Below are 16603 nucleotides of genomic sequence, written 5' to 3'. Positions count from 1 at the left end.
CCCTCCTTCAAAGTTATGTGTTTATTCGTTTTACTTACACATTTAACATCTCATTCGACAGCAGTTTTCGTAGCTTTAACAATGCCTTCGAATGTATCTGTGAAATACGAGATGTTGACAATTCCAACATTTCACCAATCTCTGTCAATGTCAATTCCTCAGTATAAAATAAACTAAGCACAAGCTGTTCTTTGTCATTTAGCTTTTGTATATTTAAGGCTAAGTCGCCAAGCAATTCTGATTTAATAACAACCTGCTCTGGGGTCTTCGTTGTATCATCACGGATGATAAACGCTTTTCCTTCTGCTTCTTCCTGATCTTGTTGTTCATTAATAGATAATACATTTGAAAAGAAATGCTCTTGGACGGTTTGGTACACTTCCTCTACCGGTAATTCCATCTGTTCTGCAAGCTCCTCGGGTGTTACATGACGCATATACTTTTGTTCTAACTGTTCGATCTGAGCATCCAATTTTTTTGCCTTTTCTCGTGCAGAACGAGGCAACCAATCTTCCTTACGTAAGCCATCAATAATCGCCCCTCTTACTCTAAAAGAAGCATATGTATCAAATTTCAAGTCTCGATTAATATCAAATTTATTTAAAGCATCAAAAAGACCTAACATGCCTAAGCTCGTTAAATCATCTCGAGAAACGCTCTTCGGTAAACCTGCACCAATTCGCTGTACATGGTAAGACACAAGAGATATATATTTTTTTATAAGTAAATCACCCGCATCAGGATCACGCTCATTAATCCAGCGAGTCCACAGCTTTTTTTCTTCGTTCAGATTTGGTTGTGTCATGAAATCCACCTCTCTTTTAAGAAAAGCGCATTCGAGCCCTTTCACATGTGAAAGCTACCTCCGAGCTCGAAGCGAAAGTATATGTTCTACCCAATTTTGCACGAGCAATTGAAGCGACCCCAAGCGTGCAACGTGAATGCGTAGACATTGCTAAACCGATTGCCGTTCTTTCCTATATTATAGCAAGATTCGCTATAATTTCATATGTTTCTCTAACACTATTATATGATTCTTCCTATTCCCTCTTTTGACAAAAGAAAAACTGCAAACAATTGTTAGTTAGTATCTAACATTGGTTACAGTTCGAAGTTGCCTGGTTTTTTATGCATTTACTTGTTTTTCATCTTCACGACTCATCATCGTACGTACAACCTGTGCAATGTCTTCTGAGTTTTCATCTTGAAACTCCACAGTTGAGTTCGTATTCTGCGCTTGCTGATTCTCGTCATCGTCTTCATCTAACTCAGTCTTTTCAAACTCATCGTCTGTTAGCTCTTGGGTTGCACCTGGTGTATATAAAATATAGGTGATTAGCAATCGTACAAGGTACATAACGAAAAAGACAATTAGCGCAGCTACAAATGAGCCGATGATAATACGTAATGGCGTTAAAGGCTTTTGAAATGTCATAAAGAAATAAATAGAAAAGGCAATTAATGCTCCCCATAGGTTGTAAAAAATAGAACCAAACATTATATTTCGCTCACTCCTTGGTTAACCGTTCGGATATGTAATGTCGACGTCGCAGGATTAAATTCAATTGTTCTACCGCTATTACCACCAGTATCTTCAGCAATTAAAGGAATTCCTTGACGCTTCAATTCACTCTTTACAGCCTCTACATTACGTGGACCGATGCGCATTGAATCCTTGTCCGAAGAGAATTGAAACATCTGCGCACCACCCGCGATTTTCGCCTTTAGCTTGAACTTTTGAACACCTTCTAGTTTCAATAAATCAATCATGCCCAAAATGCCTGTATCAGCAAATTTCGCCACATTAATCGACTCTGATCTAGCAAGGCTTGAATCTGGTAGCATCACATGTATTAAACCAGCAATTTTTTTTGACTCATCGTATAAAATAACACCCACACAAGAACCAAGACCTGAAGTTCTTATCGTATTTGGTAGTTTTGCTACATCCATTTGTGCAATTCCAACTTTTATTACTTGTCCACTACTATTTAACATTGTCTATGATACTCCTAATGCCTTAAAAATAGCATCAAATGAATCAGGATCTGGTAGTAAGAAGAAATGTCCTCTTACCGTTTCATGATCCTCAACCCCGTCTTCATAAATGGATGTATTTATTACGATAACATTATCACTGACATGTGATAATTCAATTAAGCCAATACTGATGATAGCACCAAACATGTCGACACTAAGCCCTGGAACAGTTGGATATATTTTTAAATTTGTAAAATCTGACAATGCTGATAAATATGAACCCGATAAAATATTACCCATTTCCTGCATGGCTGATAACCCTAATTCTGAAACAGGAGGTTTTTTAAAGTCGAACGATTCATCATATATTAGCCGTCGGATAAAACGGTTAGCCTGCTCAATAGGAAGGATAAAGAACATACTTCCTTCAGCATCACCCTCGATGCGTAAAAAGATCCCAACAACGACATTTTCAGACCCTCCAGCGAGTTCCATCATGTCATTAAACGATACCATTTCAACTTTCGGTACACGCATGTCGATTTTTTTACCAAGTAAATTGGAAAGTGCTGTCGCAGCATGCGCAGCACCAATATTTCCAATTTCCTTTAATACATCTAAATGTAGTGATGTAATCTTTTGATTAAATGTCATCATCGATCCCTACTTTAGTGGATTTAATACTTTCTCTAAATGCAATAAAATTAATAATCGCTTGTCTATTTTTGCCACACCTGAAATAAACTCTTCTTCAAGTGAGCCAACTACTTCTGGCTGTGGTTCAATTGCACTTGCTGGAATATCTAAAACATCATTCGCCGAGTCTACTACAAACCCTACTTCCATATCCTCTAATGAAATAATGATAATTCGAGTTGTTTCTTCATGTTCAGAGATTGGTAATTCAAAACGTTCACGTAAATCCACAATTGGTGTTACAACACCACGTAGGTTAATAACACCTTTCACATAATTTGCCGTTTTAGGCACGCGCGTAATATGCATTAACTTCTCTATTCCTTGAACGTGTGATACAGGAATTGCATATTCCTTATCTGCCAATTGGAAGACGATCACCTTAATACTTTCTTGTTCAACTGCGTTTGTCATCGTTAACACCTCTCTTATTCATTCACCTTATTTAATAAGTGCGTTGCAATCCACAATTAAGGCCACTTTACCATTACCTAAAATTGTTGCACCAGAAATTGCAAAGATATTTGTTAAGTAATTTCCTAATGATTTCAGTACAATTTCTTGTTGGCCAATGAATGAATCTACAACTAAACCAGCAAGTTTCTCACCTTTACGAACAATGACTACTGAATGGAATTCATCATCTTGTAGCTCTTTACGAGGTACCTCAAAGATTTCCTCTAAAAATACAAGTGGTACAACTTTGCCGCGGAAGTCGATTACTTTTTGGTTATGCGCATTCATAATATCTGATGAACGGATAATAGATGTTTCAATAATCGATGATAACGGAATTGCATAAATCTCTTTTTCGATTTCCACTAGCATTACTGAGATAATTGATAATGTTAGAGGTAATTGAATAGAGAAAATAGAGCCCACATCCTGTGTAGATTCAATCGAAATATTTCCGCCTAATGATTCAATGGTAGTTTTAACAACATCTAAACCAACACCACGACCTGATACATCAGAAATGACATCGGCTGTCGAGAAGCCCGAAGCTAAAATTAGTTCATTGATTTGTTTATCAGACATTGAGAAGGATTGTTCTTGTGTGACAATCCCTTTTGAAATCGCTTTTGCTAGTACTTTATCGCGATTAATGCCTGCTCCATCATCCTCTATCTCGATGAAGACGTAGTTACCACTATGATAAGCACGTAATACAACTGTTCCTTCCTCTGGCTTGCCCTTAGCACGACGCGCTGTTGGATTTTCAATGCCATGATCGACTGAGTTACGGATTAAGTGAACGAGTGGATCCCCGATTTCATCGATTACTGTACGATCCAGTTCAGTTTCAGCACCAATAATTTCAAGATTAATTTTTTTGTTTAAGTCACGCGATAGCTGACGAATCATTTTTGGGAAACGATTGAATACTGTTTCAACAGGAACCATTCGCATCGTCAAAATAATAGTTTGTAAATCACCCATTACACGGCTCATACGCTCAACCGTTTCATTTAGCTCACCATGATTTACTTCAGTCGCAATTGATTGTAGTCGTCCACGATCAATGACAAGTTCCTCAAATAAGTTCATTAATATATCTAGACGTTCGATATTAACACGAATTGTTTTATTGCCAACAGGGGCATGACTTTTTTCAGCTTTAACAGGAGTAGCTGTTTTTGCAGGTACAGGTGTAGGTGTAGGTGTAGGTGTCGGCGTTGGTGTTGCTACCTCTTCTAACGTTGCTGTCGCTGCTACTTCTTTGTGAGCTTCATACTCTTTTTCACTGAATTTATCTTGATTGATAGCTGTGACGATTACTTCTTCAACCTCAGAAACCTTCATTAACTTTTTCTGCATATCTTCAGCAGGTTCTTTTGTTACGAAGGCCACATAAAATTGTTGATCAAACTGTTCGTCTTCAAGCTTCTCTACTGTTGGCGAAGATTTAATGACATCTCCGTCTTTTTCTAAAATCTCAAACACCATAAACACTCGTGCTGCCTTTAATAGACAATCTTCACGAAGGCGTATCGAAATTTCAAAAGCATTAAAACCTTGTTCAGCAGATTGACTAATAACCGTTTGTTCAAAACCGTCATATTCTAATACGCTTGCTACAGCTGGCGTTTCAACTGTTGTTGCAACAACTTCTGGAGTCGCTTCCTCTCCTGATTCGATGCGCTTTAATTGTGCTACGGTAGAAGAAACATCTCGTTTTCCATCTCCACCGTTTGCAATATCCATCACCATTTCCTCTAAATGGTCTACAGATTCAAAAACAACATCTAGAATTTCCGGTGATACATGAATTTTTTCATTTCGAATGGCATCTAAGACATTTTCCATTTTATGCGTTAAATCTGCTAAATCTTCGAAGCCCATTGTCGCTGACATACCTTTTAATGTATGGGCAGAGCGGAAAATTTCACCAACGATGGCCAAATCATCTGGTTTTTTTTCTAATTCTAATAAATGTTCACTACAAGCTTGTAAATGCTCTTTACTTTCTTCGATAAACATCTCTAAATATTGATTGACTTCCATAAGAGGACACCCCTTTTAAGGCAAATATTTCATAATTATTTGTGCAATATCATCCACATCAGCAACTTCATCGACAAGCTGCGTTTCCACCGCAGCTTTCGGCATACCATACACTATGCAAGTATCAGCTGACTCTGAGATAGCAATCACATTCCCAGTACTTTTTAATGCTTTTAATCCTTTAGAGCCATCATGGCCCATACCCGTCATAATGACTGCTACTTTATCAAAATCTTTAATTTGACTCACATCTTCGAACATCACATCTACAGATGGACGGTGTCCGGATCGTGGTGGTTCATCATTATCAAGGACGACACCAAAAGAGGTACCTACTTTTCTTAATTTTAGATGATACCCACCAGGTGCGATATACGCCACTCCATTTTGTAAAATATCGCCTTGCTCTGCTTCCTTTACAGTAATCTCACTTAATTGATCGAGGCGGGAAGCCAGTGATTTTGTAAAACCAGCCGGCATATGTTGGACAATTAAAATAGGTGCTTGTATCGTTTTAGGAATTTTTGTAATCACTTCCTGTAGAGCGCGTGGTCCACCTGTAGATGTACCAATAAGCACAATTTTCTTACTTGTTCTACTCCACTCTATTTGTGGCTTTTTTACTTCGGGTACTACTGAAGATACATTGACTGAATGAGCCACTTTTCGGTCATTTACTAATTCTTTTTTTATGATACTCGCTGTTAACGTTAATCCTTGTTGTTTTTTGCTACCAGAAGGCTTCTTCAGCTTGGAAATAGGTACCAATGATGCTTGTTCAACCTTGTGGACAAGTTCCGTTTGGATTTTATGTAAATCGAGAGAAATTGTTCCGCTAGGCTTTGCGACAAAATCAACTGCTCCGTATTCAATGGCCGTTAATGCATTTTCTGCCCCTCGTTGGGTTGTACTTGAAAGCATGACCACAGGTACAGGACAAATGGCCATAATTTCATTTAAAGCCTCAAGTCCATTCATTTCAGGCATTTCAATGTCCATTGTCACGACAGTTGGTTTTAATGTTTGAATCTTTTTAATCGCATCTTTACCATTTCGTGCTGTTCCAACTACTTCAACCTTCGAATTTCCAACAAAAAAGTCACTAATTAGCTTTCGCATAAAAGCAGAATCATCTACGACTAATAACTTGCTTTTATGTAAAAAGTCCAATTAATCACGCCCTTTCGTAAAAATACTTCTAAGTTTAGATAAGAATTTACTCCCTGACTGTTCATGCCCATGCACTTCCTCCACACGGTGTTCCATAAAACGAGCCGCTATCAGTTGAAGTGTCTTTGAAATGGTGGCATCCGGGTACGCAATTGAAAATGGCACTTGCTCGCGTACAGCTTTACGCACAACAGTATCCTCAGGTAATGAGCCTAACACAGTGACCTCTTTGTCCAAAAAACGTTTCATGGTAAGTTTTAAACGTTCATTTGTTTCCATCCCCTCTTCTTTAGAAAAAGCACGATTACAAAGAATATACATTTGCTTATCCGCATCTCTTCCATGAATATATTTCATCATCGAATAGGCATCGGTAATAGAGGTTGGTTCGGCTGTTGAGATAACAATAATTTCATCTATTGATGTTAGTAAATCGAGTGACCAGTTTGTTGCACCTGCGCCCATATCAAATAAAATATAGTCGAAGTTTTTTTGTAGTTGTTCAAAAGCATGAATCAATTGTTCAAACATTACATCTGACCATTCCAGTACACCTGACATACCTGATCCCCCGGAAATATACCGTAAACCGTAAGGACCTTCGAACATTACCTCATCTAGTACCTTATTTCCTTCTAAGTAATCTTTTAAACTATAAGAAACATTTTTTCCAATTAGTATATTGATATTGCCCATGCCAATATCCATATCTACGATTACAACTCTTTTTCCTTTACTAGCTAATGTAGTTGCAAAATTCATGGAAAAGTTACTTTTACCAACTCCACCTTTTCCGCTTACAACAGCGATAGCTCTACCTAATTCGCCTTGCTGTCTTAGCATTTTCAAGCGCAATGTTTCTGCTTGGTCTCTCATTTTTCTTCACCTTGGAAAAACAAATTAAGAACTTCTTCTAATTCTGCTTCTTCAATATCTTCTGGTACTTCTTGACCATTCGTATAGTAAGCAAGTCCTTTATTATATTTAATCATTAAATTAATCATTGTGCCAATAGAATTTGTTTCATCAATCTTTGTAAAGATTATCTTTTCAATTGGTAACTGCTTAAACTGGTCAATAATATTTGTCATATCTTTTTCTTTTGCTGTCATAGCAAGCACTAAAAAGGATTCAGCTTGATCGTCAAACTTAATAAGGCGCTGTAAATCATCTACATACTTTACTTCTTTATAATTCCGACCAGCTGTATCGATAAAAACTAAATCCAGATGGGACAATCGTTGGATAGCCTGTTCAAAATCCGTTGCATTATAGGCAATTTCAACAGGCGCCTGTAAAAGACCTGCATACGTTTTTAACTGCTCAATTGCAGCTATTCTGTAAGTATCCGTTGTAATAAAGCCTATTTTTTTCTTTTTTTCTAAAACTGCCCTTGCTGCCATTTTAGCAATGGTTGTTGTCTTTCCTACTCCTGTTGGGCCTAAGACATTAATATACTTTCTGTCATACGATAATCCGCCTATGGGAAGGCCTTCAAATTTTTTGCGCAATAAATTTTTCGTGATCAGCTTGCATTGTGAGAAATTGATTTCGGATGTTTCTTTGAAATGCATAAAAAGCTCATCACCGATCGTTGAGATGAGCTCCTCATTTAACTCTTGCTGTCTTAAGTATTCAATGAAGGGTAAGAGTTCATCGGGATATTGAGCTTGGGTCGTCTTCTGATGCATCGATTGCATTAACGATTTTAAATCTGCAATTTCCTTTCTCAATTCTTCTGGAATGCCTGTATCCTCTTGCAAGGTTGTTTCATGCTTTGGCTGTGCTAAGTGAACCTTTGCTTGCACAGCATTTGTAATGTCATGTAAATTTGCGTTTTCTTTACTAGATGGAACGACAGGTGTGACAGCAGTTTTTGGAGCCACATTGCTTGGCTCCATTGCGTCAATACCTGCTAAAACTTCAAAACTCTTCTTTTTTACTAGTCCAAAAAACTTCTTTGTCACCACTACTTTTGAATTCAAAATGACGGCGTCTTCGCCTAAATCAGCACGTACAAGTTTCATCGCTTCTGGTATGGAAGATGCGTAATATTTTTTCATTTTCACTGAACATTCACCACTCCAACACTTTGAATTTCAACCGTAGCATCAAGTTCGTTATAAGATAGAACTGGAATCTGCGGGAAATAACGTTCCGTCAGCTGTCGTAAATACAAACGCACTGCTGGCGAACATAATATAATAGCTGATTGTTCCATAAAGGAGACACGTTCTACCTCAGCTGCTATGGACTCTAACACAATCTGAGAATCTTGTGGATCCATCGCTAAATAATTCCCATGATCCGTTTGCTGAATACTATCAGCAATCATTTTTTCTACTTTTCCTGAAACCGTAATGACTTTCAATGACGAGCTGTCCCCTACATATTGCGATGTAATTTGGCGCGCTAATGACTGACGTACGTACTCAGTTAATATATCGGTATCACTCGTTAATTTTGCATAGTCTGCTAGTGTTTCGAAAATAATTGGCAAGTTACGCACAGATACATTTTCTCGTAGTAGTTTGCCCAGTACCTTTTGGATTTCTCCTGTCGATAGCGGAGCAGGTGTTAATTCTTCGACTAAAATTGGATGTGTTTCGCGTAAATGATCGATTAATTGCTTCGCTTCTTGGCGTCCTAATAATTCATGTGCATTTGCGCGAATCATTTCTGTTAAGTGTGTTGACACAACGCTCGGTGGATCCACAACGGTATAACCAAACATTTCTGCATCCTCTTTTACTTGCTCTGTAATCCATTTTGCTGGTAGACCAAATGACGGCTCAACTGTATCGATACCTTCAATTGAATCATCGTCTCCTGGACTCATGGCTAAATAGTGATCAAGTAACAGTTCGCCTCTGGCCATTTCATTTCCTTTAATTTTAATGCGGTATTCATTTGGCTGTAACTGAATATTATCGCGAATACGAACAACTGGAATGACAATGCCTAGTTCTAACGCTAGCTGACGGCGAATCATAATGACACGGTCTAATAAGTCTCCACCTTGAGCAGCATCCACTAAAGGAATTAAGCCATATCCAAATTCAAATTCAATTGGGTCCACATTTAATAAATTCACAACATTTTCAGGGCTCTTCATGCCGTCTGTTGCCACTTCTTCCTCAATTTCAAGTAATTCTTCTTCATCCTCAGGCTTCTTACGTTCCATCATGTACGCACCCGCAATTAACGCAATACCAATAGGTAGCGTGATCCAGTCAGGAATTGGTGTGAATAAGCCCAGTAGGATAATTGTACCTCCGGCAACATAGAGTAGCTTTGCTTGAGCAAATAGCTGGCCCATAATATCTTCGCCCAAACTACCTTTTGAAGATGCACGTGTTACAACAATCCCTGTTGCTGTTGAGATGAGTAATGCTGGGATTTGTGAAACGATTCCATCTCCTACTGTCAGCTTGGAGAAATGAGTTGCAGCTTCCGCAAACGGTAAGCCCATTTGCACCACTCCAATGACAATACCAAATAATAAGTTGATAATAACCATGACCATAGAGGCAATGGCATCCCCTTTTACGAATTTCGTGGCACCATCCATTGCCCCATAGAAATCCGCTTCACCAGCTACTTTATCGCGACGTTCACGTGCCTCACGCTCTGAAATAACCCCTGCGTTTAAGTCTGCGTCAATACTCATTTGTTTACCTGGCATCGCATCGAGTGTGAAACGTGCTGCTACCTCTGCTACACGTTCTGCCCCTTTTGTAATAACGATAAACTGAATTAGCACAAGAATTAAGAATACAACAAGACCAACAAGAACATTCCCGCCGACTACGAAATCCCCGAAGGTTTCAACTACTGAACCAGCATCCCCGTTTGCTAAAATAGCACGCGTTGTGGATACACTTAATCCAAGTCGGAACAAGGTTAACAGTAAAATAACTGATGGGAAGATAGAAAAGTCTAACGCTTCCTTCATACTCATTGCTGTTAAAAGCACTATTAATCCTAAAGTAATATTAATGACGATTAAGAAACTTAACATCCATGGAGGAAGAGGGATGATGAGCATCGCTACGATTAAAATAACCGCACCTAAAACCCCTATATCGCGAACCTTCATTTGTGTCCCTCCTACATAAAAGCTTTAAATTTTTCGCTTAATACGATAAACATAAGCGAGTACTTCTGCTACTGCTTTGAAAAATTCATCTGGTACTTGATCGCCAATTTCTACCTGATCATACATCGCACGCGCTAATGGTCTATTTTCAACCATTACGACATCATGTTCTTTCGCAATCAGTTTAATTTTTTGAGCAACAAAGTCTGTACCCTTTGCGACTACTCGCGGGGCATCCATACTTTCTTCATCATATTTAAGAGCAATCGCATAGTGAGTTGGGTTTGTAATGACCACATCTGCGCTTGGTACCTCTGACATCATCCGACGCATCGCCATTTCGCGCTGACGTTGTTTGATTTTCGATTTAATAAGCGGGTCACCCTCACTATTTTTATATTCATCTTTAATGTCTTGTTTGGACATTTTAAGATTTTTTTCATAATCATGTTTTTGATACATCCAGTCCAATAAGGATACACAAAGTAAGACAAGCGAAGCTGCAATTCCCATAATACCGGTAAGTTTCCCAACTGTAATAAGGGTCATCCACGGGCTTTTAAAGGATAAGGCTAAAACTTCAGGTAGATTTGTCCAAATAATAATTGTTGTAACCCCACCGATAAAGGAGATTTTTAATACTGATTTTAAAAGTTCAACAATCGCTTTAACAGAAAATATTTTTTTCAACCCTTTGATTGGGTCCATTTTTTTTAAATCGAATTTCATCGGCTCTAATGTGAATAAGAAGCCGAATTGTAAAAAGTTACCCGCCAATGCACCGACAAATGCAATAGCCATTATTGGTACGATAATAAAAGCCATTTCCGTTAATGTTTCTGTGAATAAGCGCATGACACTGTCAATGGTTAGTGTTTCTACACGTATGTTATGAATGAATGTTTGTCTAAAGAAAGCTAAAATATCGTCTCTTAGTGAGCCTGCAAAAAAGAAGAGAAAGATAAATACCATGAGCATAACAATAGCACTTGATATATCCTGACTCTTGACGACTTGACCTTTTTTACGTGCATCTTGCCGTTTTTTAGGGGTCGCCTTTTCTGTTTTCTCACCTGCAAAAAACTGTAAGTCTAAATCCAGTAGTAGCAACATTTTATCCACCACCTAAAATTGCCATTAAATCACGCATAGCGTAGATCATAATTGTAATAAGCTTTTGAATGACTTGTATCATAACGCCCATCATTGTAAATAGCACTAAAAAGCTGACACTGATTTTAATTGGGAAACCTACAACGAAAATGTTCAATTGTGGGACAGTTTTTGCTGTTATCCCTAGCGCCAAATCGACTAAAAACAATGTTGCTATAACCGGCGCAGCCATTTGGAAAGCAATAGCAAAGACGGCGGTAAATGTTGTCATGATAAACTGGATATAATCTTCATTTGCAAAATTAGGGAATCCTTGATCCATCGGTAAGAATTGATAACTATAGTAAATTCCATCTAGAATCATATGATGTCCATCAATCGCTATTAGTAATAGTAAAGCTAGCGTATTGAAAAATTGACCAATTAATGGACTCTGTGCTCCTGTCTGCGGATCAATAATATTAGCAATGGCAAACCCCATTTGGAAATCGATAAAGCTTCCGGCGATTTGAATCGCCGACATGACGATGTAGCCTATTAGACCAAGTAATAGCCCAATTAGTGCTTCCTTCATCACTAAAAGTATGTAATCACCATTAAAAAGAAATGGCTCTACGTCGATTGTATAATACATCATCCAAGCTAAAACGAATGCGAGAGTTATTCGCACCTGCTGTGGAATTGTTCTGTACGAAAAAAAAGGTACAGTGACAAAAAAAGCTGTTACACGTACAAGTACTAATAAGAAAACCGTTATTTGAGGGATTAATTCATTCATATACTCACCCTATGTAACGCGTTAAATTCTCAAAAATATCTCTCGCATAGCTTGTTACTTGTGATAACATCCATGGCCCAAAGAATACAATAGCCACTAATACAGCGACGATTTTTGGAACGAATGCTAATGTTTGCTCTTGAATCGAAGTTGTTGCTTGAAAAATACTCACCGCTAAACCAGAGATTAAAGCAACTAATAATAGCGGTCCGCATGTTAGAAGGATAATCATAATGGCACGCTCTGCAATTGAAATGACCATTTCACCTGTCATACTGTATCATCCCCTAAAAACTTTGTAGTAAGGATTTCATTACGAGATACCAGCCATCGACAAGTACAAATAATAAAATCTTAAACGGCAATGAAATCATAACCGGTGGTAACATCATCATCCCCATCGACATTAACGTACTTGCCACAATCATATCGATAACAAGGAATGGAATAAAAATCATAAAACCAATTTGAAATGCTGTTTTTATTTCGCTCAGGGCGAAGGCAGGAACGAGCATTGTTAATGGAATTTCTTCCACAGATGCTGGTTTTTCTGCTTGATTGTACTTTAAAAATAAATCTAGATCCTTTTGCCTTGTATGCTTACTCATAAATTCCTTAAAAGGTACACTTGCACGATCATATGCTTCCTCTAACCCTATTTCCTCATCAAATAATGGCTGTAATGCTTCCTTATTAACTTCTTGGAATGTTGGAGCCATGATGAAGAATGTTAAAAACAATGCAAGACCGACAATGACCTGGTTAGGAGGCATTTGCTGGGTCGCTAATGCTGTACGTACAAACGACAACACAATTACGATTCTCGCAAACGATGTCATCAATATTAAAATACTTGGGGCAAGTGATAATACTGTTAATAATAATAGTAGTTTAACAGAGGTGGAAACATTGGTCGGATCACTACCAGAAAGGATGTCGACTACATCATTCATTTATCATCATTCTCCTTTTGTTTCCATTTCTCCAGTTCTTCACTACGCTCCTGTTTGATTTCAGATATCTTTTTTTCAAATAGTTCACCAAACGTATCCTGATTTTGCTGTGTTGTTGAACCTTGCGTATTTTTTTTCTTAAACTTAGAAAATAATTCAGTGATATAAGGTGATGTTGCTGCATATTCTTGTCGTTCATTATAGAGTGCTAGTAGTGCCTCAACTTCCTGAGGGTCTGTAATTTCACGTAACAGTTGTACATCCTCACCAACACCAACTAAATATAGTGATTTTCCAACTTGTAGAAGTTGCACAGATTTTTGTGCACCTAACGATAAACCGCCTAAGTTTTGTACCATTTGATTCCGTTGAAAGGTTAGATTTCTTTTATTTAAGAACTTCATTAACCCATAAAATAAAGCTACAACAAAAATAAGCGCCAAAACCATTTTTATGTATTCCCATGCAGACACGTCCCCAGCTGCTGAGACAACTGTATCTTCTTTAGCAGCTGGGTCTGAGTCATCTTTACATTCTTCTGGATTTTTCATGCAATACTCAATACTGTTCGTATCGGTGTTAGCATAAACAGAAGTTGATGTTGGGTACAAAAACAGGAAGGGTACAAGAAATGCAAAAATCATCGTTATACGAAATGATTTTAACATTTGCATGCAATCATCCTAGTGCTTTTTGAATCGCTTCAATTACACGATCCGCTTGGAAAGGCTTAACGATAAAGTCTTTCGCACCAGCTTGAATTGCATCGATTACCATTGCTTGTTGTCCCATTGCAGAACACATGATTACAGTAGCACTTGGATCTGTCCCCTTAATGGCTTTAAGAGCTGCAATACCATCCATTTCAGGCATCGTAATGTCCATTGTTACTAAATCCGGTTTTAACTCGTTGTATTTTTCAACAGCCTGTAAACCATCAGCAGCTTCCCCTACAACTTCAAATCCATTTTTCGATAAAATATCCTTGATCATCATGCGCATGAATGCAGCATCGTCTACAATCAAAATTCTTTTAGACATGGTTAACTCCTCCAATTGAAACTATCTTAAATTATTTAAACGCTCTGCTTGACTTAAAACATCTGTAATGCGAACACCGAAGTTTTCATCAATAACAACTACTTCGCCCTTAGCGATTAAACGGCTATTTACTAGTATATCGACTGGTTCCCCAGCTAATTTATCTAGTTCAATAATCGATCCACTTGCAAGTTCTAAAATCTCTTTAACAGAACGTTTCGTACGTCCTAACTCTACAGTAACTTGCAATGGAATATCAAGTAGCATATTTAAATTTCTAGCTTCAGATTGCGAGATTACATTTGGATCAAAGCTAGCAAACTGTGCTTGTTGAACATTGACAGGTTGTGCCGGTCTTGCAGACATTTGAATCGGTTGTTCTTGCTGCATTGGTTGTTGTACAGGTTGTTGATACATTGGTTGCTGCACAGGCGCTTCAGGTTGTTGATATACCGGCTGTTGCTGTAGCGGCGCTTGTTGAACAGGTGGCGGTGCTACAGGTGGCGCTTCGGGTGCAATTGTTGCAGCCACAGGTTCTTCAATCGCCTCCGTTTCACCTAATAATGACTTAACAATGTTTTGGCTAAATCTCAGTGGTAATAATTGCATTAGATTCGAATCAATTAAATTACCAATTCGCAGTCGGAATGATACTTTCACAAGTAAATCATCTTCCGGAATATTATCTCGACCTTCATTTTGAGAAATATTCATTAAATCTATAGTTGGTGGTGAAATATCCACCTTTTTGTTAAATACTGTCGACATTGATGTTGCAGCTGAACCCATCATTTGGTTCATTGCTTCTTGTACTGCACTTAGCTGAATTTCGCCTAAGTCAGGTTTTGGATTTAAGCCATCCCCACCTAACATTAAATCTGCAATAATAGCTGCATCTGATTGTTTAATAACAAGTAAATTCATGCCTGTTAAACCAATCGTGTACTCCACTTGTACAGCTACATACGGATGAGGAAACTCCTCTTCTAATTTATTGCGATTTATCATTGAGATACTTGGGGTAGTAATATCTACTTTTTGACCTAATAACGCTGAAAGTGCCGTAGCAGAGCTACCAAAAGATATATTTCCTACTTCACCTAGTGCATCTTGAGCAAACGAGTCTAGGTAATCCTCTACTCGTATTTCATTCATTTCATCATGTTCAGAAGCTTCGGTGTCGCTGTTTTTATCTTCCAACGTTTCGCCCCTTAATAACGCTTCAATTTCTTCTTGGGAGAGCATTTCATCACTCATCTTCGTCTCCTCCTTTCAAAGGGTCGATAATCTGGATTGCTAATTTTTTACCTTGTTTACCGGGTTGTACTGTGAATTTAGGTAGTGTTCCTACTTTAAGCATTAGTGGATCTTCAATTTTTTGCTCTAATTGAATCACATCACCAATTTGCATCATTAGGAAATCCTCAATAGTAATATCTGTAATACCTAACTCTACAGAAAGTGGTAACTGTGCTTGTTTCACACGTGTTTCAAGCATTTTAGTTTGCTCTGGAGACATCTCTTTTGTATTCGTCTGCATCCAGTAGCGTACCGAAAGATTTGGTACAATTGGTTCCAAAACAACATGCGGTATACAAATATTAATCATACCGCTTGTCTCACCGATAATCGTATTTAATGAAATAACGACGACCGTTTCATTGGGTGAAATCATTTGTAAAAATTGAGGATTTACTTCAAGTTCTACTAAAATCGGGTCGATTTCAGCGACATTTTCCCATGCCTCGCGTAAATTATCGAATGAGCGTTCAAAAAGGTTTGTCATAATTTTAGTTTCTATTTCCGTTAGGTTATCAACATTACTATGACTCGCCCCACTACCGCCCATTAGACGATCTAGCATTGAATAAGCAATATTAGGATTTATTTCCATCAATATATTACCATCAAGTGGTGGTACTTCAAACACATTAATGAGTGTCATATTCGGAATCGAACGTACAAACTCTTCAAATGGTATTTGGTCTACTGATGCTACTGTAATCTGCACATAGCTTCTTAGCTGTGCAGAAAAGAAAGTAGTCAATAGTCGTGCAAAGTTTTCGTGTATTCGGGTCAAACTTCGGATCTGATCTTTTGAGAAACGTAGCGCTCGTTTAAAGTCATATACTTTAACCTTGCGCCCCTCGTCTTCTTTTTTAATATCATCCGCTGACATTTCACCGGTCGATATTGCGGAAAGAAGCGCATCTATCTCAGATTGGGATAACACATCTCCTGCCATTTGCCCACCTCCATTTCAAGCAG

General features: G+C 38.1%; 18 protein-coding genes. All 18 read right to left on the bottom strand.

Features of this window, described 5'->3' with window-relative positions:
* Positions 1-34 precede the first annotated feature (34 nt).
* Positions 35-805: a FliA/WhiG family RNA polymerase sigma factor gene (locus H131_RS07390; RefSeq protein WP_010858468.1), complete on the bottom strand. Its 771-nt coding sequence runs from the start codon at positions 803-805 to the stop codon at positions 35-37.
* Between the two features lie 321 nt (positions 806-1126).
* A complete protein-coding gene (locus H131_RS07385; protein ID WP_010858467.1) occupies positions 1127-1498 on the bottom strand; it encodes a multidrug resistance efflux pump in 372 nt (123 codons plus the stop codon).
* On the bottom strand, positions 1498-1998 hold the full coding sequence (locus H131_RS07380; RefSeq protein WP_010858466.1) for a chemotaxis protein CheD: 501 nt from the start codon (positions 1996-1998) through the stop codon (positions 1498-1500). The genes H131_RS07385 and H131_RS07380 overlap by 1 nt, the downstream gene beginning before the upstream one ends.
* Positions 1999-2001: 3 nt before the next feature.
* Positions 2002-2634, bottom strand: coding sequence for a chemotaxis protein CheC (locus H131_RS07375; protein ID WP_010858465.1), 633 nt, complete (start codon positions 2632-2634; stop codon positions 2002-2004).
* Between the two features lie 9 nt (positions 2635-2643).
* On the bottom strand, positions 2644-3090 hold the full coding sequence (locus tag H131_RS07370) for a chemotaxis protein CheW (protein WP_010858464.1): 447 nt from the start codon (positions 3088-3090) through the stop codon (positions 2644-2646).
* 27 nt (positions 3091-3117) lie between these two features.
* Positions 3118-5181 carry a chemotaxis protein CheA gene (locus H131_RS07365; protein WP_010858463.1) on the bottom strand — a complete coding sequence of 688 codons (2064 nt, stop codon included), beginning with the start codon at positions 5179-5181 and terminating at the stop codon, positions 3118-3120.
* Positions 5182-5196: 15 nt separating this feature from the next.
* The gene (locus tag H131_RS07360) at positions 5197-6351 is read right to left on the bottom strand and encodes a protein-glutamate methylesterase/protein-glutamine glutaminase (RefSeq protein ID WP_010858462.1); all 1155 of its coding nucleotides are present in this window, start codon (positions 6349-6351) and stop codon (positions 5197-5199) included.
* Positions 6352-7227 (bottom strand): MinD/ParA family protein, encoded by an 876-nt coding sequence (locus H131_RS07355; protein WP_010858461.1) that lies wholly within the window; start codon positions 7225-7227, stop codon positions 6352-6354.
* Entirely contained in the window at positions 7224-8420 is a 1197-nt protein-coding gene (gene flhF / locus H131_RS07350; RefSeq protein ID WP_010858460.1) for a flagellar biosynthesis GTPase FlhF, read from the bottom strand. Before flhF ends, H131_RS07355 begins: the two co-directional genes overlap by 4 nt.
* A complete protein-coding gene (gene flhA, locus H131_RS07345) occupies positions 8417-10450 on the bottom strand; it encodes a flagellar biosynthesis protein FlhA (protein WP_010858459.1) in 2034 nt (677 codons plus the stop codon). The genes flhF and flhA overlap by 4 nt, the downstream gene beginning before the upstream one ends.
* 24 nt (positions 10451-10474) lie before the next feature.
* Entirely contained in the window at positions 10475-11563 is a 1089-nt protein-coding gene (gene flhB, locus H131_RS07340; RefSeq protein WP_010858458.1) for a flagellar biosynthesis protein FlhB, read from the bottom strand.
* Between the two features lies 1 nt (position 11564).
* Positions 11565-12341, bottom strand: coding sequence for a flagellar biosynthetic protein FliR (fliR, locus tag H131_RS07335; RefSeq protein WP_010858457.1), 777 nt, complete (start codon positions 12339-12341; stop codon positions 11565-11567).
* Positions 12342-12345: 4 nt separating this feature from the next.
* The gene (fliQ, locus tag H131_RS07330) at positions 12346-12615 is read right to left on the bottom strand and encodes a flagellar biosynthesis protein FliQ (protein ID WP_010858456.1); all 270 of its coding nucleotides are present in this window, start codon (positions 12613-12615) and stop codon (positions 12346-12348) included.
* Between the two features lie 13 nt (positions 12616-12628).
* Positions 12629-13294 (bottom strand): flagellar type III secretion system pore protein FliP, encoded by a 666-nt coding sequence (gene fliP, locus H131_RS07325; protein ID WP_010858455.1) that lies wholly within the window; start codon positions 13292-13294, stop codon positions 12629-12631.
* Positions 13291-13962, bottom strand: coding sequence for a flagellar biosynthetic protein FliO (locus tag H131_RS07320; RefSeq protein WP_230491829.1), 672 nt, complete (start codon positions 13960-13962; stop codon positions 13291-13293). Before H131_RS07320 ends, fliP begins: the two co-directional genes overlap by 4 nt.
* A gap of 10 nt (positions 13963-13972) precedes the next feature.
* Positions 13973-14335 (bottom strand): response regulator, encoded by a 363-nt coding sequence (locus H131_RS07315; RefSeq protein ID WP_004269288.1) that lies wholly within the window; start codon positions 14333-14335, stop codon positions 13973-13975.
* 21 nt (positions 14336-14356) lie between these two features.
* The gene (gene fliY / locus H131_RS07310; RefSeq protein ID WP_010858453.1) at positions 14357-15592 is read right to left on the bottom strand and encodes a flagellar motor switch phosphatase FliY; all 1236 of its coding nucleotides are present in this window, start codon (positions 15590-15592) and stop codon (positions 14357-14359) included.
* A complete protein-coding gene (gene fliM / locus H131_RS07305; RefSeq protein WP_010858452.1) occupies positions 15585-16580 on the bottom strand; it encodes a flagellar motor switch protein FliM in 996 nt (331 codons plus the stop codon). The genes fliY and fliM overlap by 8 nt, the downstream gene beginning before the upstream one ends.
* Between the last annotated feature and the right edge of the window lie 23 nt (positions 16581-16603).

It is taken from the genome of Lysinibacillus sphaericus OT4b.31 (assembly GCF_000392615.1).
Lineage (GTDB): Bacteria > Bacillota > Bacilli > Bacillales_A > Planococcaceae > Lysinibacillus > Lysinibacillus sphaericus_B.
Note: the sequence above shows the minus strand (reverse complement) of the source record. Positions and strands in the feature narration are given on the sequence as shown.

Coding starts and splice junctions, on each gene's coding strand:
- fliQ (WP_010858456.1), bottom strand. CDS start 12,615: ATGACAGGTGAAATGGTCATTTCAATTGCAGAGCGTGCCATTATGATT.
- fliM (WP_010858452.1), bottom strand. CDS start 16,580: ATGGCAGGAGATGTGTTATCCCAATCTGAGATAGATGCGCTTCTTTCC.
- H131_RS07385 (WP_010858467.1), bottom strand. CDS start 1,498: ATGTTTGGTTCTATTTTTTACAACCTATGGGGAGCATTAATTGCCTTT.
- H131_RS07390 (WP_010858468.1), bottom strand. CDS start 805: ATGACACAACCAAATCTGAACGAAGAAAAAAAGCTGTGGACTCGCTGG.
- H131_RS07380 (WP_010858466.1), bottom strand. CDS start 1,998: ATGTTAAATAGTAGTGGACAAGTAATAAAAGTTGGAATTGCACAAATG.
- fliR (WP_010858457.1), bottom strand. CDS start 12,341: ATGAATGAATTAATCCCTCAAATAACGGTTTTCTTATTAGTACTTGTA.
- H131_RS07370 (WP_010858464.1), bottom strand. CDS start 3,090: ATGACAAACGCAGTTGAACAAGAAAGTATTAAGGTGATCGTCTTCCAA.
- fliP (WP_010858455.1), bottom strand. CDS start 13,294: ATGAATGATGTAGTCGACATCCTTTCTGGTAGTGATCCGACCAATGTT.
- H131_RS07355 (WP_010858461.1), bottom strand. CDS start 7,227: ATGAGAGACCAAGCAGAAACATTGCGCTTGAAAATGCTAAGACAGCAA.
- H131_RS07375 (WP_010858465.1), bottom strand. CDS start 2,634: ATGACATTTAATCAAAAGATTACATCACTACATTTAGATGTATTAAAG.
- fliY (WP_010858453.1), bottom strand. CDS start 15,592: ATGAGTGATGAAATGCTCTCCCAAGAAGAAATTGAAGCGTTATTAAGG.
- flhB (WP_010858458.1), bottom strand. CDS start 11,563: ATGTTGCTACTACTGGATTTAGACTTACAGTTTTTTGCAGGTGAGAAA.
- H131_RS07365 (WP_010858463.1), bottom strand. CDS start 5,181: ATGGAAGTCAATCAATATTTAGAGATGTTTATCGAAGAAAGTAAAGAG.
- H131_RS07320 (WP_230491829.1), bottom strand. CDS start 13,962: ATGTTAAAATCATTTCGTATAACGATGATTTTTGCATTTCTTGTACCC.
- H131_RS07315 (WP_004269288.1), bottom strand. CDS start 14,335: ATGTCTAAAAGAATTTTGATTGTAGACGATGCTGCATTCATGCGCATG.
- flhA (WP_010858459.1), bottom strand. CDS start 10,450: ATGAAGGTTCGCGATATAGGGGTTTTAGGTGCGGTTATTTTAATCGTA.